Annotated in this window: 24 protein-coding genes and 1 tRNA gene; 8 read left to right on the top strand and 17 right to left on the bottom strand. The window is 69.2% G+C overall.

The genetic code is table 11. The features are described from left to right. Positions 1 to 4 precede the first annotated feature (4 nt). The 3 genes from IEX88_RS19550 to IEX88_RS19540 all read right to left on the bottom strand — a co-directional run bounded on the left by IEX88_RS19550 (position 5) and on the right by IEX88_RS19540 (position 1,720). Positions 5 to 577 (bottom strand): cob(I)yrinic acid a,c-diamide adenosyltransferase, encoded by a 573-nt coding sequence (locus IEX88_RS19550; protein WP_188853940.1) that lies wholly within the window; start codon positions 575 to 577, stop codon positions 5 to 7. Next, positions 577 to 765 (bottom strand): twin transmembrane helix small protein, encoded by a 189-nt coding sequence (locus tag IEX88_RS19545; RefSeq protein WP_188853938.1) that lies wholly within the window; start codon positions 763 to 765, stop codon positions 577 to 579. The genes IEX88_RS19550 and IEX88_RS19545 overlap by 1 nt, the downstream gene beginning before the upstream one ends. Positions 766 to 838: 73 nt before the next feature. Further along, positions 839 to 1,720, bottom strand: coding sequence for a DMT family transporter (locus tag IEX88_RS19540; protein ID WP_188853936.1), 882 nt, complete (start codon positions 1,718 to 1,720; stop codon positions 839 to 841). A gap of 254 nt (positions 1,721 to 1,974) precedes the next feature. Here IEX88_RS19540 and IEX88_RS19535 point away from each other — a divergent pair, with 254 nt between their 5' ends. Further along, positions 1,975 to 2,931, top strand: coding sequence for an AEC family transporter (locus IEX88_RS19535; RefSeq protein WP_188853934.1), 957 nt, complete (start codon positions 1,975 to 1,977; stop codon positions 2,929 to 2,931). Here IEX88_RS19535 and gluQRS read toward each other — a convergent pair whose 3' ends face one another. Next, complete coding sequence (gene gluQRS, locus IEX88_RS19530; RefSeq protein WP_188853932.1) at positions 2,932 to 3,834, bottom strand: tRNA glutamyl-Q(34) synthetase GluQRS; 903 nt, start codon at positions 3,832 to 3,834, stop codon at positions 2,932 to 2,934. It lies immediately after the preceding gene. Positions 3,835 to 3,910: 76 nt separating this feature from the next. Between gluQRS and IEX88_RS19525 the strand changes: the two genes are divergently transcribed. From IEX88_RS19525 to IEX88_RS19515, 3 genes are all read left to right on the top strand, one after another. Then, entirely contained in the window at positions 3,911 to 4,582 is a 672-nt protein-coding gene (locus tag IEX88_RS19525; protein WP_188853930.1) for a DNA-3-methyladenine glycosylase family protein, read from the top strand. 156 nt (positions 4,583 to 4,738) lie between these two features. Continuing rightward, positions 4,739 to 5,299: an HNH endonuclease gene (locus tag IEX88_RS19520; RefSeq protein WP_188853928.1), complete on the top strand. Its 561-nt coding sequence runs from the start codon at positions 4,739 to 4,741 to the stop codon at positions 5,297 to 5,299. A 251-nt stretch (positions 5,300 to 5,550) separates the two neighbouring features. After that, positions 5,551 to 5,829, top strand: a complete 279-nt coding sequence (locus IEX88_RS19515) for a hypothetical protein (RefSeq protein WP_188853926.1) — start codon at positions 5,551 to 5,553, stop codon at positions 5,827 to 5,829. Positions 5,830 to 5,835: 6 nt separating this feature from the next. Here the strand turns inward: IEX88_RS19515 and IEX88_RS19510 are convergent, their stop codons facing one another. Next, positions 5,836 to 6,363, bottom strand: a complete 528-nt coding sequence (locus IEX88_RS19510; RefSeq protein ID WP_188853925.1) for a disulfide bond formation protein B — start codon at positions 6,361 to 6,363, stop codon at positions 5,836 to 5,838. A 216-nt stretch (positions 6,364 to 6,579) separates the two neighbouring features. Here IEX88_RS19510 and IEX88_RS19505 point away from each other — a divergent pair. Beyond that, positions 6,580 to 6,664 (top strand) — tRNA-Leu (locus IEX88_RS19505). A gap of 247 nt (positions 6,665 to 6,911) precedes the next feature. Next, positions 6,912 to 7,274 (top strand): hypothetical protein, encoded by a 363-nt coding sequence (locus IEX88_RS19500; protein WP_373289625.1) that lies wholly within the window; start codon positions 6,912 to 6,914, stop codon positions 7,272 to 7,274. Positions 7,275 to 7,357: 83 nt separating this feature from the next. Here the strand turns inward: IEX88_RS19500 and IEX88_RS19495 are convergent, their stop codons facing one another. From IEX88_RS19495 to IEX88_RS19450, 10 genes are all read right to left on the bottom strand, one after another. Continuing rightward, a complete protein-coding gene (locus IEX88_RS19495) occupies positions 7,358 to 9,271 on the bottom strand; it encodes a sensor histidine kinase (protein WP_188853923.1) in 1,914 nt (637 codons plus the stop codon). 4 nt (positions 9,272 to 9,275) lie between these two features. Next, entirely contained in the window at positions 9,276 to 9,959 is a 684-nt protein-coding gene (locus tag IEX88_RS19490) for a response regulator (protein WP_188853921.1), read from the bottom strand. Positions 9,960 to 10,145: 186 nt separating this feature from the next. Further along, a complete protein-coding gene (locus tag IEX88_RS19485; RefSeq protein ID WP_188853919.1) occupies positions 10,146 to 10,415 on the bottom strand; it encodes an EF-hand domain-containing protein in 270 nt (89 codons plus the stop codon). 172 nt (positions 10,416 to 10,587) lie between these two features. Further along, positions 10,588 to 11,205 carry a ferric reductase-like transmembrane domain-containing protein gene (locus tag IEX88_RS19480; RefSeq protein ID WP_188853917.1) on the bottom strand — a complete coding sequence of 206 codons (618 nt, stop codon included), beginning with the start codon at positions 11,203 to 11,205 and terminating at the stop codon, positions 10,588 to 10,590. After that, a complete protein-coding gene (locus tag IEX88_RS19475; protein WP_188853914.1) occupies positions 11,186 to 11,707 on the bottom strand; it encodes a peptidase associated/transthyretin-like domain-containing protein in 522 nt (173 codons plus the stop codon). The genes IEX88_RS19480 and IEX88_RS19475 overlap by 20 nt, the downstream gene beginning before the upstream one ends. A 147-nt stretch (positions 11,708 to 11,854) precedes the next feature. Beyond that, the gene (locus IEX88_RS19470) at positions 11,855 to 13,132 is read right to left on the bottom strand and encodes a GNAT family N-acetyltransferase (protein WP_188853912.1); all 1,278 of its coding nucleotides are present in this window, start codon (positions 13,130 to 13,132) and stop codon (positions 11,855 to 11,857) included. Further along, positions 13,129 to 14,559, bottom strand: a complete 1,431-nt coding sequence (locus IEX88_RS19465) for a lipopolysaccharide biosynthesis protein (protein WP_373289623.1) — start codon at positions 14,557 to 14,559, stop codon at positions 13,129 to 13,131. The genes IEX88_RS19470 and IEX88_RS19465 overlap by 4 nt, the downstream gene beginning before the upstream one ends. A 64-nt stretch (positions 14,560 to 14,623) precedes the next feature. Further along, complete coding sequence (locus IEX88_RS19460) at positions 14,624 to 15,193, bottom strand: DUF924 family protein (RefSeq protein ID WP_188853908.1); 570 nt, start codon at positions 15,191 to 15,193, stop codon at positions 14,624 to 14,626. 369 nt (positions 15,194 to 15,562) lie between these two features. Beyond that, positions 15,563 to 16,741: a CobW family GTP-binding protein gene (locus IEX88_RS19455; protein WP_244640372.1), complete on the bottom strand. Its 1,179-nt coding sequence runs from the start codon at positions 16,739 to 16,741 to the stop codon at positions 15,563 to 15,565. Beyond that, positions 16,738 to 18,030 carry a D-alanyl-D-alanine carboxypeptidase family protein gene (locus IEX88_RS19450; protein WP_244640370.1) on the bottom strand — a complete coding sequence of 431 codons (1,293 nt, stop codon included), beginning with the start codon at positions 18,028 to 18,030 and terminating at the stop codon, positions 16,738 to 16,740. The genes IEX88_RS19455 and IEX88_RS19450 overlap by 4 nt, the downstream gene beginning before the upstream one ends. Positions 18,031 to 18,166: 136 nt before the next feature. On the opposite strand from IEX88_RS19450, the gene IEX88_RS19445 reads away from it, so the two are divergent. Next, a complete protein-coding gene (locus tag IEX88_RS19445) occupies positions 18,167 to 19,336 on the top strand; it encodes a M20 aminoacylase family protein (protein WP_188853906.1) in 1,170 nt (389 codons plus the stop codon). A 46-nt stretch (positions 19,337 to 19,382) separates the two neighbouring features. On the opposite strand, the gene IEX88_RS19440 is transcribed toward IEX88_RS19445, so the two are convergent. Continuing rightward, positions 19,383 to 19,877 (bottom strand): CreA family protein, encoded by a 495-nt coding sequence (locus IEX88_RS19440; protein ID WP_188853904.1) that lies wholly within the window; start codon positions 19,875 to 19,877, stop codon positions 19,383 to 19,385. A gap of 243 nt (positions 19,878 to 20,120) precedes the next feature. Here IEX88_RS19440 and IEX88_RS19435 point away from each other — a divergent pair, with 243 nt between their 5' ends. Beyond that, positions 20,121 to 20,807 carry a hypothetical protein gene (locus IEX88_RS19435; RefSeq protein WP_188853902.1) on the top strand — a complete coding sequence of 229 codons (687 nt, stop codon included), beginning with the start codon at positions 20,121 to 20,123 and terminating at the stop codon, positions 20,805 to 20,807. 24 nt (positions 20,808 to 20,831) lie between these two features. Here IEX88_RS19435 and IEX88_RS19430 read toward each other — a convergent pair whose 3' ends face one another. Further along, complete coding sequence (locus IEX88_RS19430; RefSeq protein ID WP_188853900.1) at positions 20,832 to 21,971, bottom strand: Gfo/Idh/MocA family protein; 1,140 nt, start codon at positions 21,969 to 21,971, stop codon at positions 20,832 to 20,834. Position 21,972 lies beyond the last annotated feature (1 nt).

The raw sequence follows: 21,972 nt of genomic DNA, 5'->3' as shown, positions 1-21,972 counted from the left end.
TCTGCTAGCGGCTCGCGCCGGGGACCCAGAGAACGTCCGCCCTGCCCTCGTCATTGGCGATGCGCGCGGCGACGAAGAGGTGGTCGGACAGGCGGTTCACGTAGGTCATCGCCGCCTCCGACACCGTCTCGGCCGGCAGCCGGGCGAGCCCGACCATCAGCCGCTCGGCGCGCCGGGCGACGGTGCGGGCAAGGTGCAGATGGGCGGCCGCCGGAGAGCCGGCCGGCAGAATGAAGCTCTTCAGCGGCTCCAGACGCGCATTCATCGCGTCGATCTCGCGCTCGAGCCGCTCGACCTGCGACGGGATGATGGCGAGGCGCTCATAGGGAAGCTTCTCGCCGGTCTCGGGCGTGGCGAGATCGGCGCCGAGGTCGAACAGGTCGTTCTGGATCGTCGCCAGCATGGCATCGAGTTCGCCTGCCGTGTGGAGGCGCGCCATGCCGATCGTGCCGTTCAGCTCGTCGACGGTGCCGATCGCCTCGAAGCGCAGGTCCGATTTCAGCCGGCGCTCGCCGGTGCCGAGGCCCGAAGTGCCGTCGTCGCCGGTGCGGGTGTAGATCTTGTTGAGCTTGACCATCAGCGGGCGAACCAGAGTGCGCCGACCATGATCAGCACGGCCACGCCCTGCAGCATGACGCGGGCCCGCATCAGCTTCTGCGACCGATTGCCGTCGCCCCCGCGCATCATGTTGAAGAGCCCCATCAACAGCACGACGGCGACGGCCACCATGACGATCAAAGCGAGAATGGACAGGATATCGGACATCGGCATCGTTCCGGTTGGCGTCGCCTCGATATAGGCCGCGTCGAGGCGATAGGCGAGTGGCGTTGCGTCACGCCTACGAGACGGGTGGCTCGGCGCGCTTCCAAGTCGCGGCGGCGACGCCGGTGGCAGCCAGCACCATGCCGAAGAGCTGGATGGAGGTCAGCGTCTCGCCGAACAGCGCGAAGGCCATGCAGGCGGTGACGCCGGGCGTCAGGTACATCAGCGAGGAGACCTGCGACACCGCGCCCTCGCGGATGAGGAAGAGCAGCAGGAAGATCGCGCCGATCGACAGGACCAGGGTCAGCCAGACCAGCGCGAAGACGAACTCGCCGGTGACGTCGACGCGCATGGTCTCGAAGAGCACGGCGCAGACCGCCGTCGGCACCAGGGCGCCGAGATATTGCAGGGCCGTGCCGACGCGCAGGTCGACGCCGCCGACGAAACGCTTCTGCCAGATCGTGCCGACGGAAATGCCGAGCGCCGCCAGCAGTGCCGGCAGCAGCGTCAGCGCCGTGAGACCGGAGCCGGTGCCGAGCTTCGGCGCGACGACGAGGGCGACGCCGAGAAGGCCGAGTGCCAGTCCCAGCCAGTGCCGCGGCCGGATCGCCTCGCCGAGGAAGGCGGCGGCGAGCAACGCCGTCAGCAAAGGCTGCAGGCCGACGATCAGCGCCGCGATGCCGGCCGACAGGCCGTGCCGGACCGCGAAGAACACGCCGCCGAGATAGACGCCGTGGATCAGTCCGCCGGCCAGCATGGCGTGCAGCGCCGGCCGCCGCCCCGGCCAGCCCTCGCGCACGGCGAAGGCGACGGGCGCGAGCAGCAGGAGCGCCAGCGCAAACCGCAGCGCGAGGAAGGTGAAGGGCTCGGCATGCGGCATGGCGTAGCGCGCGCCGATGAAGCCGGTCGACCAGAGGACCACGAAGATCGCGGGAAAATAGGGAAGCAGACGGGGCATCGGCGGCCTGTTCTATGATTTTGGCGACGGTCCCGGCGCGCGACCGGCGGCCGCCCCTGCCTTATGCGACCTCGCGGCGTCCGCGTCTGTGGCCGCAGGGCAACGGGCCGCCGACTTCCGGGGCCTTTAGCCCGCTTGCGTCTGTTCATCGCTGGAAAAGCGCAGCAGACACGGAGGACGGGTGTCCGCGCCACGGGGCTGGACCAGAACGGCTCCCGGCCGCCCCACACGACATAGGCCATAGCCGCGGCATCATGCAGATCATCCTCACCGTCATCGTGCCGATCTTCGCGGTCATCGCCGTCGGCTTTCTCGCCGCAAGGCTGAAACTTCTCGATGATGCGGTCGGCGAGGGTCTGGCCAAATTCGTCTTCGTCATCGCCGTGCCGGCGCTGCTGTTCCGCACGCTGGCCACCGCCAATTTCGCCGGTGCCAACCCGCTCTTCCTGTGGTTCGCCTATTTTCTCGCCGTCGCGCTCACCTGGGCGCCGGCGACGATCCTGGTGCGGCGGCTGATCGGCACCGACCGGCGGACCGGCATCATCGCCGGCATTTCGGCGAGCTTCGCCAACACCGTCTTCGTCGCCATCCCGGCGGTGCAGCGGGCCTATGGCGACGAAGGGCTGGAAGCCCTGTTCCTGATCATCGCCATCCACATGCCTGTCATGATGACGGTCGCCACCCTTCTGATGGAGCGCGCCGCCCGCCTCGACGCCCTGGAGAACGGCACCGCGCCGCCGACCGTCTCGGCGCTCACGACGGTGAAGCGGATCGCCGTCAACCTGTCGCGCAACGCCATCATCGTCGGCATCCTCTGCGGCCTCGTCTGGCGTCTGACGGGCCTCGCGCTGCCCGGTCCGGTCGAGGACGTGGTGCGCCTGCTCGGCTCGACCGCCGGTCCCGTCTCGCTCTTCGCCATGGGCATGTCGCTGACGCGCTACGGCCTGCGCGGCGACCTTTCCAGCGCGCTCGTCGTCTCGGCCCTCTCGCTCGTGCTGATGCCGGCCATCGTCTACGTCGTCGGCGTGGAGCTGTTGCCGCCGCTCTGGCTGAAGGTCGCCGTGCTCACCGCCGCCTGCCCCGCCGGGGTCAACTGCTACCTCTTCGCCAGCTACTTCAAATCAGGCGAAAAGCTTGCCGCGACCGCGATTCTCGTCTCGACGCTGCTGTCCGTGGTCACCCTCGCCGTCTGGCTCGCCATCCTCGCCTGATCAGACGGGTTCTGCCGTAGCAGGCAGGCCGACCATGCGCCTGATGTCCGCCGCCGTGAGCCCCGCCGCACGCAGTTCCGCCAGCGAGGTGTCGCCGGCGCTCTTCGACAGTTTCCGCCCATCGGGGCCGAGAATGAGGTCGTGATGGTGGTAGACGGGCTGCGGCAGGCCGAGCAGCGCCTGCAGCACGCGGTGCACCGACGTGGCCGGAAGGAGATCGCGCCCGCGCACGACATGCGTTACGCCCTGCAAGGCGTCGTCGACGACCACCGCCAGGTGGTAGCTCGTCGGCACGTCACGGCGGGCGAGGACAACATCGCCCCAGACGGCCGGATCGGCGGCGATCTCGCTCGCCTCCTCGTCCGACCCCGCCCCCGTCTCGGCGAAGGACAGCGGACCGAGACCGGCCAGCGCGGCGCCCATGTCGAGACGAAAAGCGTGCGGCTCGCCCGCGGCGATACGGGCGGCCCGTTCGGCCTCGGGAAGCTTGCGGTCGAGCCCGGGATAGAGAGGCGCGCCGTCGGGGTCGCTCGGCCAGGCGCTGCCCGTCTCCTCCCGGTGGCGCTCGGCGAAGGCGCGGATCTCGCCGCGCGACAGAAAGGCGGGATAGACGAGGCCGGCATCGACCAGTGCCTCCAGCGCCGCGCGGTAGTCGCCGAAATGCTCGGACTGCCGGCGCGGCGGCCCGTCCCAGGCGATCCCGAGAAACGCCAGGTCGTCCTCGATCGCCCGCTCGTGGGCGATCGTGCAGCGGGCCCGGTCGATGTCCTCCAGCCGCAGGAGGAAGCGCCCGCCCGCCGCCCGCGCGAGACCGTGATTGACCAGCGCCGAGAGGGCGTGGCCGAGATGCAGCGCGCCGTTCGGGCTGGGCGCGAAGCGGTAGACCGGTGGGGATTCGTTCATGCGGGCTTGCCCTTGGCCGTGTCGTCGAGGCATTCAGCGGCATGGATATAGGCCAAAGCACCCGGGCGCGGCAGCGATGATCCTGACGCAAGACGACATCGAGCGCGAAGTCGCGGCGCTGGCAAGGCTCGATCCGCGCCTCGAGCCGCTCGTCGACATCGCCGGCCCCCTGCCCGTTCGCGCCACGCCCGGCGGCCTCCGGGGCCTCGTCGGCATGGTCGTCGGCCAGCAGGTGTCGCGGGCGAGCGCCACGGCGATCCTGACGCGCCTTGGCGCCGTCATGGACCTCGACGACCCCCACGCCATCCTCGCCGCCACCGACGCCGACTTCCGCTTCGCCGGCATGTCGCGCGGCAAGGAGAGGACGACGCTGGCGCTCGCCGAAGCCTGCCGCGACGGCCGGCTGGATTTCGCGCGAATCACCGAGCTGTCTCCGGGCGACGCGATCGGCGAACTGACCGCCTTGCCCGGCATCGGGCCTTGGACGGCGGAATGCTTCCTGCTGTTTTCGGCCGGCCATCCCGACATTTTTCCGGCCGGCGACCTCGCCCTGCAGATCGCGGTGGCGCACGGCCTCGGCCTCGCCGAGCGGCCGAAGGAGAAGCCGCTCGTCGCGCTCGCCCGGGACTGGGCGCCGCACCGATCGGCGGCAGCCAGGCTGTTCTGGGGCTATTACGCCTTGCTCACCCGGCGCGACGCGACACCCGCAGATACCGCGGTCGTCGCCGATGCCGCCCCCCGGCCGTGATTCGCCGGCCGCCCGAAGCGACCCTTTCCCTGAGGCAGGAGACCTCTCTGCGGCCAAGCGTTGCAGGGCTTGGTGCGCAGGCTTCACAAAGGCGACACGATAGGACACCATAGTTCCTGCAAGAAGACGCAAGTCGTTATGTGAAGGAGACTGTCCTTGACGATTGCAGTAGCTCAGAACCTGTCGCCGACACTGGTTCTGAACGCGGACTTCCGACCCCTGAGCTATTATCCGCTGTCGCTGTGGAGCTGGCAGGATGCGATCAAGGCCGTCTTCCTCGACCGGGTGACGATCCTTGCCGAATACGACCAGACGGTCCGCAGCCCGACCTTCAGCATGCAGCTTCCCTCGGTCGTCTGCCTCAAATCCTATGTGAAGCCGGCCCGGCATCCCGCCTTCACGCGGTTCAACGTGTTCCTCCGCGACCGTTTCCAGTGCCAGTACTGCCACTCGCCGAACGATCTGACCTTCGACCACGTCATTCCCCGCTCCAAGGGCGGACTGACCACCTGGGAGAACGTCGTCGCCGCCTGCTCGCCCTGCAATCTCAAGAAGGGCGGCCTGATGCCGCGCGAGGCGGGCATGCTGCCCTACCAAAAGCCTTACCAGCCGACCGTGCACGACCTGCACAACAACGGCCGCCTGTTCCCGCCGAACTTCCTGCACGAAAGCTGGCTGGACTATCTCTACTGGGATTCGGAGCTCGACCCGGAGTAGCGGCGGGGTTTCTGTGGGGCGCCGATGTGGTGCCGGGTTACTCAAAAGCGCCTAGTCGCTTTAGCCACTCCGCGGCCCACCGCCGTCTCACGGACACAGTCCGGGGCAAGCGGGGCCGGGCACAAAGGTCGTCTTCGACGTCTGCGCCGGGGAACGGCCAGATGGACAAGGCAGGAAAGGGAACGGCGCCAAGGCCGTCCCGATGTGCTGCGGCTAGCTTTTCCCCGAGCGATTTATCGCAAGGATCCGCCATGAGTGCCGTCTCCGCCACCGAGGCCGTCCCGCCGCTCGCCCTTCCGGCCGGCCACGATCATTTGCCCGACCCGCCCGAGCCAGATGTCGTCAGCCCTGTGGAGCATGCCGCGGAAGCGACCGCTGCGATCACGGACGAGCCGAATGCCGGCCTGTCGACGGCCGAGACGGTCTCTGACGAGGTCGCCGCAGCACTTGCCGGGGTGCATGATGCAGGCAGTCCTACCGTCGGCATCGACGAGGCCCTCGCCGAATATCACGCGACCAATCCCGAATAGCCGCCCTCAGGCGCGCCGCTCGGCGCGGCCCGTCGCGGCGACGAGGGCGATGGCCGAGAACAGCAGCGACGCCAGCACGTTCCAGCCGGCGAAGGAAAGCCCAAGGAACCGGCCCGCCGCTTCGTCGCAGGCCGGCGGCCGGATGGTATCGATCGTCGCCAGGAGATCGCCGGATAGATCGGCATTCCCGGCGGCACAGCCGGAAGGCCCGGCCCAGAAGTGCCATTCGACTCCGGAATGGTAGACCGCCAGACCGAGGCCGACCAGCATGGCGAGGCCGATCAGCGCGAGCAGTCCCCGCACGATCCGGCCCGGCGCCCGGCCGGCAGCCGCGACCAGAGCCAGCGCGGCCAGGACGATGGAGATGTAATAGGGCCAGCGCTCCTGCAGGCACAGCGCGCAGGGAATGTAGCCCCCGACATGCTCGAACAGGAGCGCCGTTCCCACCGTCGCGGCCGCGCCGACGAGAAGCACCGCGGCGGCCATCGTCTGCATCGTACCTGTGGGCCGGGCGAGGCCGGAGAGAGCTGCCATCCTGCTTGCCTTCCTGGGACGAACCGGGGAGCCCCGGCCGGGATCGAATCGGCCCTGCTCTAGCACCGCCGGTGTCTCCGCGAACAGCCCGCCGGCGGATTTTGCCCACCGCCCGGAAAAGCGTCGCGCGCCAGCACGCCATCTGGCCATGGCGCGCCATGTATCGTATAGGAGACGGCGCCGACCCGGAGCCGCTGAGCCTCGGGTCCGCGCCGTGCGGGCGTGGTGGAATTGGTAGACGCGCCGGACTCAAAATCCGGTTCCGCAAGGAGTGTCGGTTCGATTCCGACCGCCCGCACCACAATTTTCGCGCAGCGGCCGTTATCTCACCCGAGGGCACCATGTCTGGCCCCGCCCATCGGCGCCGCAACGGCATGGTCAGGCCGAGGCCTCTCCGCTGAACGGTCCTTCGTGCCGGCCCCTCGTTTCGCCCCCGACCGCTCCGGTCCGGCGACGCCTGGAAAGTCGGAAGCGCTGCCGGCGCCCCGCGCGCCGATCCCCATCTTCATGGCGTAGGCGGCCCTTCCCGTCCGTCTCAGAATGGTCCCGTGACACGTCGCCACGGCCACAGGGAAGGACAGATCATGACCGCGTCGCGCCAGACACTCAGAAGGACGTTCGCCTGCATGGCCTCGTTCGCCGCCTTCGTGCTGGCGCCGACGTCAGCCGATGCTGTGGTCTACTGCAAGACCGTCGGCGTGCCCAAAGGCTGCGTGGCGGCACCGGGCGTCGTGCGGGTGGCGCCCGTCGTCGCCGCACCCGTGGTCGTCCCGCGCGCGGTCGTGGCCACCCCGCGCGTCGGGGTCGTCGCGCCGCGCTACGGCGTCGGGGTCGGCGCGCGCGGCGTCGGCGTGCGTCCGGGAACGCCCGCCAACCGCGGCGGACCGGTCAACCGCGTCGGCCGCCGCTGACGATCGGGGATCGGCCGCCCTCCGGGAGGGACCGGGCGAATCCGGAGCGGCCCTGTTCCGGAAGGGTCGGTGACCCCGCCGACTCAGGCTGTCGGGACAAACCGTGCCGGCAGGTCGAGGATGACGCGCGTTCCGGCGCCGTCCGAGGACAGCGTCAGCCTGACGCCGCAGAGAAAAGCCCGTTGGCGCATGCTGGCCAGTCCGCGCCCGGTCGGGGGCCGTTTCTCCGCCGGATCCTCCGGCATGGCAAAACCCCGTCCCTCGTCCTCGACGACGATGCGCCCGTGCGGCGGCTCGCTGCCGCTGTCGACGGTTTCCAGGCTGATTCGGACCAGGCTGGCGCCCGAATGCTTCACCGCATTGGTGACCGCCTCCTCCAGGAGGCGCAGGATGTGGATGACATGCCGGGGCTCCAGATTGTCGGCGAGCGGCAACCCTGACGGGCTTTTAAGCTGCCAGTCCAGCCCCATGCCGTGCGCCCGCAGCCGCGCGGCGACGCGCTCGCGCCAGGCCCCGAGGATCAGCATGATGTCGCCGTCGACGTCGTCCATGGCGTCGATCACGTTGCGCAGGTCGCTGAGCGCCAGCGCCGCGGTGCCCCGGATCCTGTCGCCTTCGGCCCCGATCTTTTCGCTGAGCGCGACCATGCTGACGAGGTGGCCGCCCAGCCCGTCGTGCAGATCGCGCATCAGGCGCATCCGCTCCTGCCCCAGCGCCGCCAGCCGCGCGCGGGACTCCTCGCGCCTCAGACTGGCCTCCAGTTCCGTTTCGGCCTCGCGCACCCGTTGCCGCAGGCGCTCGGCAAAGCCGTCGACGGCGTTGAGGGCATTGGCGAAGCGCCAGGTGAGGCCGGCACCGATGGCCACGACGAAGGCGGAATAAGACAGGCGGGCCAGGAAGATCCGGGTATCGGCGAGAACGCCGCTCAGGCTCAGCATGTCGTGCCCCCAGAAGATCAGCACCACGAGGGCGGGCGGCGACAGGAGCAGCGCGTCGGCATCGCCGTGCCGAAGGACCCGCCAGGCGGTCACGGCGGAAATCAGCACCAGAAAGAGGCCGACGGCCGGCAGCCCCAAGAGGATATGGCCGCCCCGCGCGACGTCCGGACCGGCGAACACGCACAGGAGCGCCAGCAAGACCCCCGGCAGGAAGGCCAACCAGATCCAGCGACCGGGCCGCATCCCGAGATAATAGATCAGAAAGAGCAGGACCCAGGCGCCTTCCAGAGCCGGGGCCGCCGTCAGCACCGGGCTTGCCGCGGCGAAGCTGGAAGGATCCGGCGGCACCGCGACGGCCTGGACGACGCCGGTGATCATCGCCGCCGCCAGCGCGCCGTAGGCCGGTTCGCGGCGGCGCTTCAGCCACATGACGGCGAGGATCGCCGCCAGCATCGCCTGGCAGCTGGTCAGCACCAGCGGCAGGGTGACGAAGATGAGCAGGCGCTGCTCGAAGGCCGGGCGGAGCGCCGCGTCCGGCCCGACATAGACGGCGCTGAGAAAGCCCCCCAGCGGCGCCGGCGTGAACAGGCGAAGCGTCGCGTCATTGCGCCCATCGCGCAGCAGCGGCGAGGGAAGCGACACGATCAGCGGCGTATTGCGGTCGAGGCGCGCGGCAAGCGGGTCGCGCCGGCTGTCGGCCAGCACCGCACCGTTGAGGGCAATCTCGACGCCGCTGGCAAAACGCGGCACGAAAATCGACCAGGCGTCATCCGTCGGAAACGAGGGGTGCTCGAACTGGAAGTCGTAGCGGAATTCCAGCGCCGGCGCCTTCTGGCGCGCCGTCTCATGGGGCAGAGCAACAGCCTCGGCCGGCGCATCGCCCACGCTGAACATCGCCTCGGCGATCCGGTAGCGCTCCGGCGGAATAGGCGGCGTCTGGGTCAGGATCACCGCACAGGCCAGCGCGGCCAAGGCTTGCAACAGCAGATAGGCGACGACCATGCGCCGTCGGCCGGCCTCGGCCGCCGGCGCATGGTTCGGCAGGACGTCGCTCGTCATGGGGTCACAGCCGGATCAGCCCCTGCTGAACCGCCTCGAAGACCGCTTCGCCGCGCCGGTTGACCTGCAGCTTGCGATAGATGGTCTTGATGTAGCCGGGCACGGTCTGCCGCGAAATACCGAGATGCGTGGCGATCTCGGCATAGCTACAGCCCTTGGCGATCCCCCAGAGGATGTCTGTCTCGCGCGGCGTCAGGCGGGCCGCCGGTGCCGTCGGCGCGGCCGGAAGCCCGGTCCGGTCCCCCTGCAGCCGCCGGACGATGAAGCGGGCGGCCGCCGCCGAGAGCGGCGCCTGCCCGTCGAGCAGCTGGGCGACGCTGCCGGCGATGTCGGCCGGCAGCGCGTCCTTGAGGAGATAGCCGCTGGCGCCCTCCTCGATGGCGGAGATGATGCTCTCCTCGTCGCCAAAGACCGAGATCACCATGATCTGCGTGCCCGGGGAAAGCCGGCGCGTCTCGCCGATCAGCTCGGTCCCATGGCCATCGGGCAGATGAAGGTCGACCAAGAGGGCGTCGAGGGGCCCGGCGGCAAGCCAGGCGCGGGCCTCCGCGAGGTTGGCAGCCTCCTGCGCGACATAGCGCGATCCGCTGCGCAGGGCGTCGGCCAGACGTTGACGCGTCGGCCCGTCGTCCTCCACCACGAGAACCGTGCCGGAATGGCGATCGGGGCCGTCGCGCTGGGCTTCCATGCCCTTCCCCTTCTTCGGTCGGCCTTCCCCGACGGCCATCGCGCGCAGCGTCTTCTCAGCGACCAAACGCTGCTGCCGGTCGCCGGCTCGCCGAGCCCAAAGTTCAAGCCTGAGCCGATGCCAGTCAATGTATACGCGGGAGGCGACCGGGCTCAAGAACGGCCGACGGTCGGCCGCTTCATGCCCTCATTGCAGGGCGGCGAGCTCGCTGACGGAAACAAACCCGTCCTGGTTCGCGTCGAGCCGGGCAAAGGCGGTGTCGTAGCGCTGCAGCCGCTTGACCTTGATCGCCATGCCCTGGCCGCCGGCGGCCACGCTGTCGATCAGCACTTTGAATTCAGTGACATCGAGCTTGCGGTCGCCATTCTGGTCGGCGGCGGCAAAGCGCTCCTGCGCGCCCGCGGCGGAAGCGGCGACGAGCACGAAGAAAAGCGCGAGGCAAGGTCTGGCAGCCATGCGGGGTCTCCCGTCCGGTTCGGAGTATGAAGCGAGGTCAGCGGACCGGTCAGACCGTGCCGCTGCCGGGCTCCACCCTTTCCGTTTCGGGCGTCGCCGACAACGCCATCTTCATGGGGACCCGGCGCTCGCCCCCCTCACCCGGGAACAGGCAGGCCGGTCCCGCCGGGCGTCACCGACCGGTCGCGAGCCGGCGGCCCAGCACGGTCTTCAGGAGCACGGCGCCGGCCGCGACGACCGTGAACACCGACAGGACCAGCTTGGACATGTCCCCCATCACGCCCTCGATGAGAACGGCATGGACGACGCTCGCGACCACGATCGTCGCGGCGAGGACGGAATGGACCACCTGCCAGAGGCGCGGGCGCAGCCGCCGGCGGAAGGCGGCGAGGCAGGCCGTCACGATCACCGCCCAGAACCCGATCACGCCATAGACGGCAAAGGGCGTCGGCGACACCAGTAGGAGGGCGTCGACGATGTCTTCCGGACTGGTGAGATAGAGTCCCCCGACATGCAGCATGACGAGGCCCGTGAGCGCCAGGCCGATCCAGCGGTGCCAGCGCCGCTGCGCGAGGCCTCGCACGAAGGGCAGGAGGCCATCGATCAGGAGGGGCTGCAGGAACAGCAGCACCAGAGCGAGGACGCCGGCGAGGCCGCCCGTGATCCACAGCGCATCGCGGCTGGCTTGCAATGGGCTCGCCACGGCCACCCCCAGAGGCACGAGGGCGACCGCCGCCACGACGAGCCAGAGCGTGGCGCGGGCGAGCGGTTCAGCTGCCCGCCGCGTCATCGGCGACCGGGGCCAGATTAAAGTCGACGGCGATGCTCGTGTCCTCCCGGCTCTTCAAGAGGGGGCGCAGGAAGACCGGCTCGAAAGCCTCGTCGTCATAGGACATGTGAATATGCGCCTGGCCGAAATTGGGAACGATCGGCGAGGTCTCCAGGCGATAGGTGCCGTCGGCCGCCGTCATCACGCTGCCACGGTTGCTGGCCTCGCCTTCGCCACCGCGCTCGGTCGACGCCCAGATCTGCACCCGGACATTGCCGAGGCCCTCGCAGGAGCCGGCCTTCCGGACGGTGCCGGAGACGACGAAGCCCTTGCCGAGATTGTCCACCAAAGGCGCGTCGGCGACGAAATTGTTCTTGCCGCCGCGCATGGTCTCCGTCGCAGCGCACTCCGCCGCACCGGCGGTCTGGGCCGCCGCTGGAGACGTCAACGCGGCCAAGCCAAGAAGGAGGCCGCCGAGGCCCGAAAGCAAGGGTGGAAGCCGGTCAGTTCGCGCTATGGACATGATGCCTGTCTCCTGCCGTGAGGATTGATCGCAGGGACATGTCCTTCTATCGCGTCTGGAGGTCCCCGCCGCTGCGATGAGCGTGCAACCGGACATTGGCCGCGATGAGGCGTGTTGCCAGTGCCTCTCGAACTCTTGACCCGGCCGTCAGCTCCGTCCGAACACCGCCTTGACCCTTTGGCGCATGAGCCGCGCCGCGTTGCGGGTGCGGCGCATCTGCTCCAGTCCTTGCGCGGCGCGCTCAACGGCGCGGCCGGAGTCGCGCGTCAGACCGACGACGAGCGTCTCGATCGGCAGGCGCTGCTTCCACAGCCGGTTCATCAGGAAATGGTCGGGAACGGCGCAGGAATCGGCGCGCACGACCTCCGGGTCGGCGATCAGCGCCTCGGTGGCCAGCACCATCATCTGCAGCCCCGGCGAAGCCGCGCCATGGGCCTCGTCAAAACCCATCTTCCAGGCAAAGGCCTCGCCGCCGATGACGAAGGTGACAAGGCTGGCGATGGCCTCGCCGTCGAGCCGGAGGGTGAAGATCCGGACCCGATCCTTTTCGGCGAGCTTGTGGATGCTCTCGCGGGCGAAGGCGGCGCGGTAGCGGTCCATGATCAGGGCGCTGCGCTGGCGTCCCTTCCAGCCGCTGGCCTCGAGTCCGAGGAACTCCTCCATCGCCGGGCGAACCTCGTGCGGGGCGCGGGCGATGTCGAAGGTGACGCTGCCCTTGGCTTCCAGCAGGCGGCGCTGGCGCTGCAGCTCGCGGCGCCGCTTGGACGACAGGACGCCGGCCATACTGGCCCCGGGGCCGGCATCGAGCGCCGCCCGCTCGAAGCGGTGGGCGGTGGCGACCGGCAGGCCGAGCCGCGCGGCCGTCGCCAGAAGGGTTTTGGCGAAGGGTTCGTCGCTGCGCACTTCCGGCAGGACGAGGATCGAGGGGAAGCCGAGTTCCTTGTGCGACAGGGTGTCGAGGAGGCTTTCCAGCGTCGCCTCCGGGTCGTCGCTGTCGACGAGGGGCGTGCCGAGCGGGCCGAAGGGATGCGTCCAGGCGCGGATCGCCGGCTGGCCGCCGAGGAAGCCCGTGCGCTCGATCGAATAGGGCATGAGAAAGCGCAGGCGGCTGCGCTGTGGCCCCTCGTCGCGCACGACCATCAGCCGGACATGACGCTCGTCCAGCCGCGGCATGGCCGGGATCAGGAATTGCGGGGCGAAGAAGATGTTCTGGTCGATCGACCGGCGCGTCAGGAAGTCGAGCTCGGCCTCGAGGTCGAAGGCGGCGGTCGGCAGGTAGACCGAGAACCGCCGGATCCCGTCGCCCTGGCCGATCGCCAGATTGGTCTCCGGATTGTCCAGCGGCCGGCTCTGATCGAGGAGGCCGATGGCCGGCGCCGCGCTCGGCGAGGCCAGCATTTCATCGAGAAGGGGCTTGCCGCTCATCCGATTTCCTCCAGGGGCCGGCTGCGGGGCAGCGTCGGACCGGCGAGAATGAACATCTTCAGGCCCAGCCGGCGGTAGGCCACGAGGGCGAGCGTCGCGGCCTCGTAGATCATCGCCAAGGCCGTGGCGACGGCGGCACCGTAGAGACCGTAGAGGGGGATCAGCATCACGTTCAGCCCGATATTGAGAAGGATGGTCGTGAAATAGACGGCGGCGCAGGCCTTCTGCTCGCCCGACATGGTCAGCACGCTCTCCGCCGGGCCGACCGCCGCCCGCGCCAAGACGCCGATCATCAGGATGAAGAGGAGCGGATAGCCGGCCCCGAACTCCGGGCCGAACAGGCCGAGCAGCAGTTCGCCGCCGACGAGGATCACGACCGCCATAGCGAGCGAAGGCCAGAAGGTCCAGCGGATGGTCTCGCGCACGAAGAGCTCGAACTCCTGCGGCTCGCCGGCATGGTGATAGTGCGAGAAGCGCTGCGCAGCGCTCGCCTTGACCGCGAAGTAGACGAAATGGACGAGCGCGAGCGTCTTCACGCTGGCATAGTAGACCGCGACGTCCGACGGCGGCAGGAAATGCCCGACCATCAGGATGTCGACATTGGTCAGAAGGTTGAAGAAGCCCTCGACCAGGAAGATCGGCAGCGCCATGGCCATCCAGGTGCCGAAGATGATCCGCCGGGGACCGGGACCGGTCCTCAGATTCGTCGTCCGGCGCACCAGGAAGAGCTGGCCGAGCGTCGTCGTCCAGGTCGCGGCGACGAGGCAGGCCACGGCCGTCACGGCATGGGCCTCGAAGCCGGCGACATTCACCGCCAGCGCCATGTAGGCGATGATGAGGAGCGGCCGGACGATGAAGGTCGGCAGCAAGGCCAGGCCGGCCAGCGCATGGGCCCGGGACGTGCCGTCCAGAACCTCGCCGAGCGCCATGACCGGCAGGCAGAAGATGCCGATCACCAGCGGCAGCAGATAGTAATCGGGAACCCCGTCGCGAAACAGCCAGAGGGCCGCAAGACCGAGGAGGCTGACGATGCTGGACGAGGCGAGGGCGAAGCGCCGGCTCGTCACCAGGAGGCCGCGCAGGAGATCGAGCTGCTGCCGCACCCGGTATTCCGGCGCGAAGCGGATCACCGCGGTCTGGAAGCCGAGGCAGCAGAGGCCGCCGACGATGACGGAGGCGACGAGGACGAAGACGAAGACGCCGTATTCCGCGCTGCCCATCCAGCGCGCCAGCACGACCTGGCTGAAGAAGGCGATGACCGCCGAGATGACGCGGACCGAAAAGGCAAACAGCGCGATGCGGCCGGCCACGGCCTTCTCGCCGTGCCCGGACAGGACGGCGTCGAAGCCGGCGAAGAACGGCCGAAAGCGGCCCATCAGCGCCTTCGGCACCAGCCGATCCGCGATCTTTTCCGTCGACAGCATCACCACACGCAGGTCCGTTCTCCCCGGCGGCCTCGCGACCGGACGGGCAGACCGTAGCGCGGGAAGCTTAAGAATTGGTCGAATGAGCCCCTGCGGCGTCGGCCCCGTCGGCCAGGAACCGGACTTCGTCCGCCCGTGACGGCCGTCCCAGGATCACGTTTCGGTGGGGGAAGCGGCCGAAGCGCTGGATCGTTTCACGATGCTCCAGCGCAAAGGAGAGGTTCTCCGGATCGACCTCCGTCATCAGGGCCACGCAGGCGTCCTGCTCGGCGAGATCCTCGGCGTGCATCAGCGGCATGACGAAGAACTGGTTGATGTCGTCGCCGACGCGCCAGTGATCGCCACGCGCCAGCGCTTCCCGCGCCAGCTGCAGCGCCTTCGCGTCGGTGGCATACATGCGCGGGTGGCCGCGGAACATGTTGCGCGGAAACTGGTCGAGAAGGATGACGAGGGCCAGCGCGCCGTTCGGCTCCTCGGTCCAGGAATCCAGTTCTCCGAGCGCCGCCCGTTCGTAGAGGTCGATGAAGCGTTGCCTTGTCAGGCTGTCGAAGTCGGGATCGGGCGTGAACCAGCGATCGGGCCCCGCCTCGCGCCAGAAGTCGATGATGGTTTGCGGATCGGTGAAGGTATCGCTCATGTCGGGGTCCGGCGGATCGTCCGCCGCGGGTGCGACGGAGAGGCTTCAGGCAAGCAAGGGCCCAGAGATAGGGCGCGACATTGCGGCGGCGACGGGGCGCTGCGGCAGGAAGAATGCAGGGACCGGGTGGAAATCGCCCGGCGGGGCTGCGCTGCCCACCGTCGGCGCTTCGCTTCGATCGCGCGCCACGCCCGCTGCAGTCGACCCCGCGGCATGGCGTCCTGTCCGTCGATCCGCCGGCGGCGAGCGACATTCCACATCGAGGCCGGCAGGGCGGGCATGTGCTGGGGGAGGCCGGGCGCCATGCGGCCCATCGCCGGCTTCGTCAGCCCCAGAGGCGCCGTCGCACGGCCGACGGCCATGCTGCCGTCAGAAGGACATCCCCGGCACGGCCAGCGGGTTGTCGGTCAGCGCCGCCCGGTCCGGGGCGTCGAGCCGCGGCTGGCCGACGAAGGCGGCGAAGAGGTCGCGCACCAGGCGCTCGTCGAGACCCTCGCCGATGAGCACGAGGCGCGAGCCCGGCGCCACGTCCGCCGGCCAGGCCGGCAGCAGCACGGGCGGATGGAGATACTGCCGCACGCCATGCAGGACGAGCGGCCGCAGCGGCTGCTCGGCGGTCAGCACCACCGCCTTCATCCTGAGGATCCGCGGTCCCTCGAGGTCGCGCAGAAGATCGAGGAAGGCCTCGATCTGGGCGCGCGGGATCGACGCGGCATGCTGGATGGAGAAGGAGCCGATGTCGCCGTGCCGCCCGTTCCCGCCCTGCCGGTGCGCGGGGTCGCCCTCGCCGTGATGGTGGTGGTGATCGTGATGGGCGTGGTGCCCCTGCCCCGCCTCCACTTTTCCCGCCGGTTCGGCCTCGTCCTGCAGCCAGCGGCGGACGTCGGCGGTTTTGGTGGCGGGGTCGTAGAGGCCGCAGCCGAAAAGCGCGCCGGCGCCCGCCGCGCCATCGGCCGCCACCAGCAGCGGTGCACGCGGATTGAGCGGCCGCACCAGCGCCGCCAGCGCCTCCACGGCCCCGGGCGCCGCGAGGTCGGTCTTGGTGAGGACGATCCGATCGGCCACGGCCACCTGCCGCCGCGCCTCCTGGCGGGTGGCGAGATTGTCGCCGCCGGCCAGGGCATCGAGCACGGTGACGACGCCGTCCAGGGCATAGGCCGCGGCGAGCGCGGGATGGCCCATCAGCGCGGCGATCAGCGGCGTCGGATCGGCGATGCCCGTCGTCTCGACGACGACGCGGGAGAGCGGCGCGATCCGCCCGGTCTGCATCCGGTCGGCGAGATCGGCCAGCGTGTCGACGATCTCGCCGCGCACGGTGCAGCACAGGCAGCCGTCGGAAAGTTCGACCACCCCGTCGCGCGCGGTCTCGACCAGGAGATGGTCGATCCCGGCCTCGCCGAACTCGTTGACGATCACGCCGGTGTCGGTGACGGCGGGATCGGCGAGCAGGCGGTTCAGCAGCGTCGTCTTGCCGGCGCCGAGAAAGCCGGTGAGGACGGTGACGCGGATCGGGAAGGCGGGAACGGCCGGCGGCACGGCGAGGGTCAATTCGCCATCCCGCCGCGCAGGCTGGCGTCGCCCATGCTGCTGGAAAGCCGGCCGACCTTGCCCGACTCGGGACCGGCCTCGGGGCTGGCCTCGGGATTGGCGGCCCCGCCCGTCTCCGACAGACCCGGGCTGCCGGAAGCCGGCGTCAGCGGCCCCTCGGTGTCCGCGCCGACCGCCTCGTTCTCGATATCCGGGCGCCAGCGCGGCAGGGGAATGCCGTAGCCGGGGATCTGCGAGATGCCGGCGACGAAAGTGTCGCCAGCCGCCGCGCCGCCGATGCTGACCGGGATCACCGCCGGCGCACGCGTCATCTCGTGCAAATAGGGCGAGCCCGAGGTCTTTTCGGCCCGCGCCGCTTCCGCCTGACGCTCCTTGGCGCGCTCCTCGCGTCCGGCGGGCGAGCAGATCTCCTGGCTGATGTCGGCCGGCGGGCCGCTGGAGGCGGGCAGCGCCTCGACGAGCGTGTCCATCTGCGCGGGATCGGTGCGAAAGCCGTTCTCGAGCAGTTCCGCCGCGATCCGGTCGCGCACGATCGTGCCCTCGGCGCCCAGCACCACGGCGACGATGGTGCGCTTGTCGCGGGTGGCCGAGGCAACGAGATTGAAGCCGGAGGCGCAGATATAGCCGGTCTTCATGCCGTCGGCGCCGGCATAGCGGCCGAGCAGCGGATTGGTGTTGCGCAGAACCGTGTTTCCGGTCGAGATCGCCTCGACGCCGAAGATCTCGCTGAAGGCCGGAAAGTCGCGGCGCAGGTGCACCGCGAGGATGGCGAGGTCCTTGGCGCTGGAAAACTGGCCGGGTCCCGGCAGGCCGTTCGGGTTGATGAAGCGCGTGTCCTTCATGCCGAGCCTGTCCGCCTCGGCATTCATCATGCCGATGAACCTCTCCAGCGAGCCGCCGCCGAGCGCCTGCCCGATGGCGACGGCGACGTCGTTGGCCGACTTCACCAGCATCATCCGCAGCGCCATGTCGAGCCGGACGATCGTGCCGGGCGGGAAGCCCATCTTGCTCGGCGCCTGGCCGGCGGCGAAGCGCGTCATCACCACCGGACTGTCGAGCGTCACCGCTTCGGCCTTCAGCGCCTTCAGCGCCAGATAGGCGGTCATCAGCTTGGTCGTCGAGGCGGGATACCAGCGGTGCGTCGCATCCTTGGTCGACAGCACCTTGCCGGTGTCGACATCAACGACGATCGAGGTCTCGGCGCTGGCTGCGGACGCGCCGAGCGCGCCGACCAGGGCGAGAGAGATGATGCAGGCAAACCGCCGGGCTGCGCCCTCCGTGATCTTCAAGAATCCGGTCCTTCAGTGAACTGTTGGCGTCGCCATGGCTTCGCGCCTATCTCGCCTCTATGGCACTGTCATGGCAAGGTGCCGGAGCCAAGCCCCCTCTTGCCGCCATCCGCTACGGCACTGCCGAAAGATCTTCATGCCCGTCAACAACCGCATCGCCGACCGCCAGGACGAAATCGCAGGCTGGCGCCGCCAGTTGCACCAGATTCCGGAAATCCTCTACGGCGTCCACGAGACCGCTGCCTTCGTCGCCGCCAAGCTCGCCTCCTTCGGGTGCGACGAGGTGGTGACGGGCATCGGCCGCACCGGCGTCGTCGGCGTCATCCATGGCCGCAGCGGCCCCGGCCGGCGCCGCATCGCGCTGAGGGCCGACATGGACGCGCTGCCGATCGTAGAGGAGACGGGGGCCGCCTATGCCTCGCTCACACCCGGCGCCATGCACGCCTGCGGCCATGACGGGCACATGGCCATGCTGCTCGGCGCGGCGGAGAGCCTGTGCGAGACGCGCGGCTTCGAGGGCAGCGTCGTCATCGTGTTCCAGCCGGCGGAAGAAGGCGGCGCCGGCGCCAAGGCGATGATCGACGACGGCCTGATGGAGCGCTTTGCCATCGACGAGGTCTACGGCATGCACAACATACCGGGCCTACCGCTTGGCCATTTCGCCATCTGCCCCGGCCCGATCATGGCCTCGACCGACACCTTCGTCCTCACCCTTCGCGGCCGCGGCAGCCATGCCGCCATCCCGCAGCAGGGTCTGGATCCGATCCTGGCGGGCGCGGCCCTCGTCCAAGCGCTGCAGCAGATCGTCGCCCGCAACACCGACCCGTTGCAGTCGCTCGTCGTCTCGGTGACCGAGTTCCACGCCGGCTTCACCAGCAATGTCATTCCCGAGACCGCCGTCGTCTCCGGTACGGTGCGGGCCCTGACGGCGGAGATGCGCGACCTCGCGGAAAGACGCATGGGCGAGATCGCAGAGGGCATCGGAGCGGCCCACGGCGTCGCCATCGAGCTCCGCTACGACCGGCACTATCCCGTCACCTTCAACCATGCCGGCGCCACCGCCTTCTGCGCCGCCGTCGCCGCCGAGATCGTGCCGGCGGCTCAGGTCGACACGGCGGTGGCGCCACTGATGGGCGGCGAGGATTTCTCCTACATGCTGGAGGCGCGGCCGGGCGCCTTCATCTTCGTCGGCAATGGCGACACGGCCGGCCTGCATCACCCGAAATACGATTTCGACGACCGCGCCATCGCCTACGGCGCGTCCTACTGGGTGCGCCTGGCCGAAAGGGCGCTGGCCGGCGCTTGACGTGCCGACGGCGCCGCCCTCCCCGCTTTGGTTATGCCGGGGCGGGCTATTGCGGCTTGCCGTTTGTCCAGTTCGGCGCCGCGGCGAACAGAGGCACGGTCGAGATCGCCATCTTGGCGCTGCCTTCCTTGATCTCGCGCGAATGCGAGAGATAGATCAGCGTATCGTTCGCCTTGTCGTAGACGCGGTTGACGACCAGCGCCTTGAACACCAGCGAGCGGCGGGTGGAGAAGATCTCCTCGCCGTCATCGTCGAGATCGATGTCGCCGATGACGATCGGCCCGGTCTGGCGGCAGGCGATGGAGGAGTTCGAGGGATCCTCGAACCAGTTGCCCTGGCGCAGGCGATCGACGACGCTGCGGTCGAAATAGCTGACATGGCAGGTCACGCCCTGCACCTTCGGATCGCTGATCGCTTCGATCTTGATGTCGTTGCCGAGCCAGTCGGTGGAAATCTCGCCGACCTCCTGCGCTGAAGCCGGGACGGCGAGGCCGAGAAGCAGCGCGCAGCCCGCCACGAACGAAAATCCTGAATATCGCATCGTCTCGCCATCCTCGGTAACACATCGGTTGCCCGCAAATGGCCCCTTTCCTGGCCGAGTACAATCCGCCGACGGGGATGGATCCGGTCGGGGCGTCCCGAGGCTTATGCACGGCGTGCGTCGGAATTTCCCCGACTTCCGGTCCGGATGGATTGGATTGCTTACTGAATTCCGGTATGGATGCGATCCATCCAGCGACCCATACCGCAGCCGCTACCCTCCGCGACCGAGAGTGGAAATCCATTGTCCTGCCAAGAATTGACGCCTGATTCGGCGCGCACGCTGCCGATCCGGACCGGTTTTCACGGAACGCCGACACCCGCTCTACTCCCCTGGATCGTCGGTGGACTGGCGCTGGCGGCTCTGGCAGCTCTATCGGGGTCGATCGCGGCCGATGTCGATCAAATGCGCTTCTTCTTCGACGAGAACGGGCCGATCGAAATCCTGCAGGCGGTCTGCCTTGCCCTGACGGCGGTGATCTTCGCTGTGGCCTTCCTGCGATCCAGCGGTGCGCGCGCTCTGTACTGCGTCGCCGCCTTCGGCGCGATCGTGACGGCGACGACGCGGGAGACGCCACGCTGCAGCAGCGCCTTCTACGATGGTGGCATGTGCCTGACCTCGACCGGCAAGGACTGGATCGTCGTCCTGGGCGCCGTCCTGTGCCTCGCCGCCTTGGTCTGGCGCCGGCTGAACTGGCGCAAGGTCCTGCATCCCGTGGCGCTGCGCTGGGTCTGGCCTTCTTTCGGCGTCATGGCCATGCTCGCCGGCGCGGAAGTCGCCGAGCATGTCGTCTGGATGGCGATGGAAGAGTCGCTGGAACTGGCGGCCTATCTCTACCTCGCCGCTTTCGCTCTCTGGTTCCTCTATCACTCCCGGCAAGCGCCGGTCGCGCGCGAGGCGGTGCCGGGCAGCCTGACTCCCCCGCGCTGAAGCATCGATCCCGGCCGGCGCCGTCTATCCGCGCCGGTCCGCGAGCAGCGCCAAGGCTTCCGGAACCCCGAGGGGGGCCGGCTGGTGGCAGGTCGATGTGATCGCCACGGCGCGTTCCTCGGCCGAAGAAATGCCGACCGCCATCAGGACATCCAGCGTATGCAGGGCGAAGTCGCCGTCGAGACGGTGCGGACGCCCCGCCTCGATCGCGGCCGCCATTTCGGCGAGGCCGAGCCCGCGATAGTTCGCGTGGACAGGGTTGGCCTGGGGATAGTTCGGCCGGCCGAAGCGCTCGCCCGCCGTGTCGATCCCGTGCCAGGCGTCCCGATCCCGCGCGATCTCGACGGTGCCGCCAAAAAAGTTCGGATCGGGCACGCGCAGCGACGCGCCGACGCCGTGCAGTTCGATCGGCGTATGACCATGCTTCCACACGTCCCAGGACGCCAGCAGCGTCACCTGCGCGCCCGAGACGAAGCTGAGGACGGCGTGGATGGTGGTGTCGATCGCCACGGGGATGGTCGTGCCTCGGTTCGGCCCTTCGGCCGTCACCACCCGCTCGGCGAGGCCCCGCCGGCCGGTCGCGAAGACCCGCGACACCGGGCCGAGCAGGGTCACCAGCGCCGCGACGTAATAGGGTCCCATGTCGAGCACCGGGCCCCCGCCCGGCTGGAAGTAATAGGCCGGCGCCGGGTGCCAATGCTCCATGCCGCGCGACATCACGGTGGCGACGCCTGAGACGATCTCGCCGGTCGAGCCGTCCCCGATAAGCCGGCGCGCCGTCTGCACGCCGATGCCGAGCACGGTGTCGGGGGCCGCCCCGACCCTGAGGCCCGCCGCCTTGGCGGCCAGCACGATCGCCTCGCCGTCGGCGAGCCGCGTCGCCAGCGGCTTTTCGGTATAGACGTGCTTGCCCGCGGCTAGCGCCGCCAGCGAGACCTCGACATGGGCTTCCGGGTTGGTCAGGTTGAGAACGATATCGACGTCGCTGGCCAGAAGCTCCGCGATCGACATCGCCCGGATCGCATAATGCTCGGCCTTGGCCTGCGCCGCTTCGGGGCGCAGGTCCGCGCAGGCAGTGATGTCGATGTCGCCGAAGAGGGCGGCATTCGTCAGGTAGATGTCGGAGATCACTCCGCAGCCGATGAGACCGACGCGCTGAACCATG

This window comes from Aureimonas glaciei (genome assembly GCF_014643375.1).
Lineage (GTDB): Bacteria > Pseudomonadota > Alphaproteobacteria > Rhizobiales > Rhizobiaceae > Plantimonas > Plantimonas glaciei.
The sequence above is the reverse complement of the archived record's forward strand: the minus strand, read 5'-3'. Positions and strand labels throughout refer to the sequence as shown.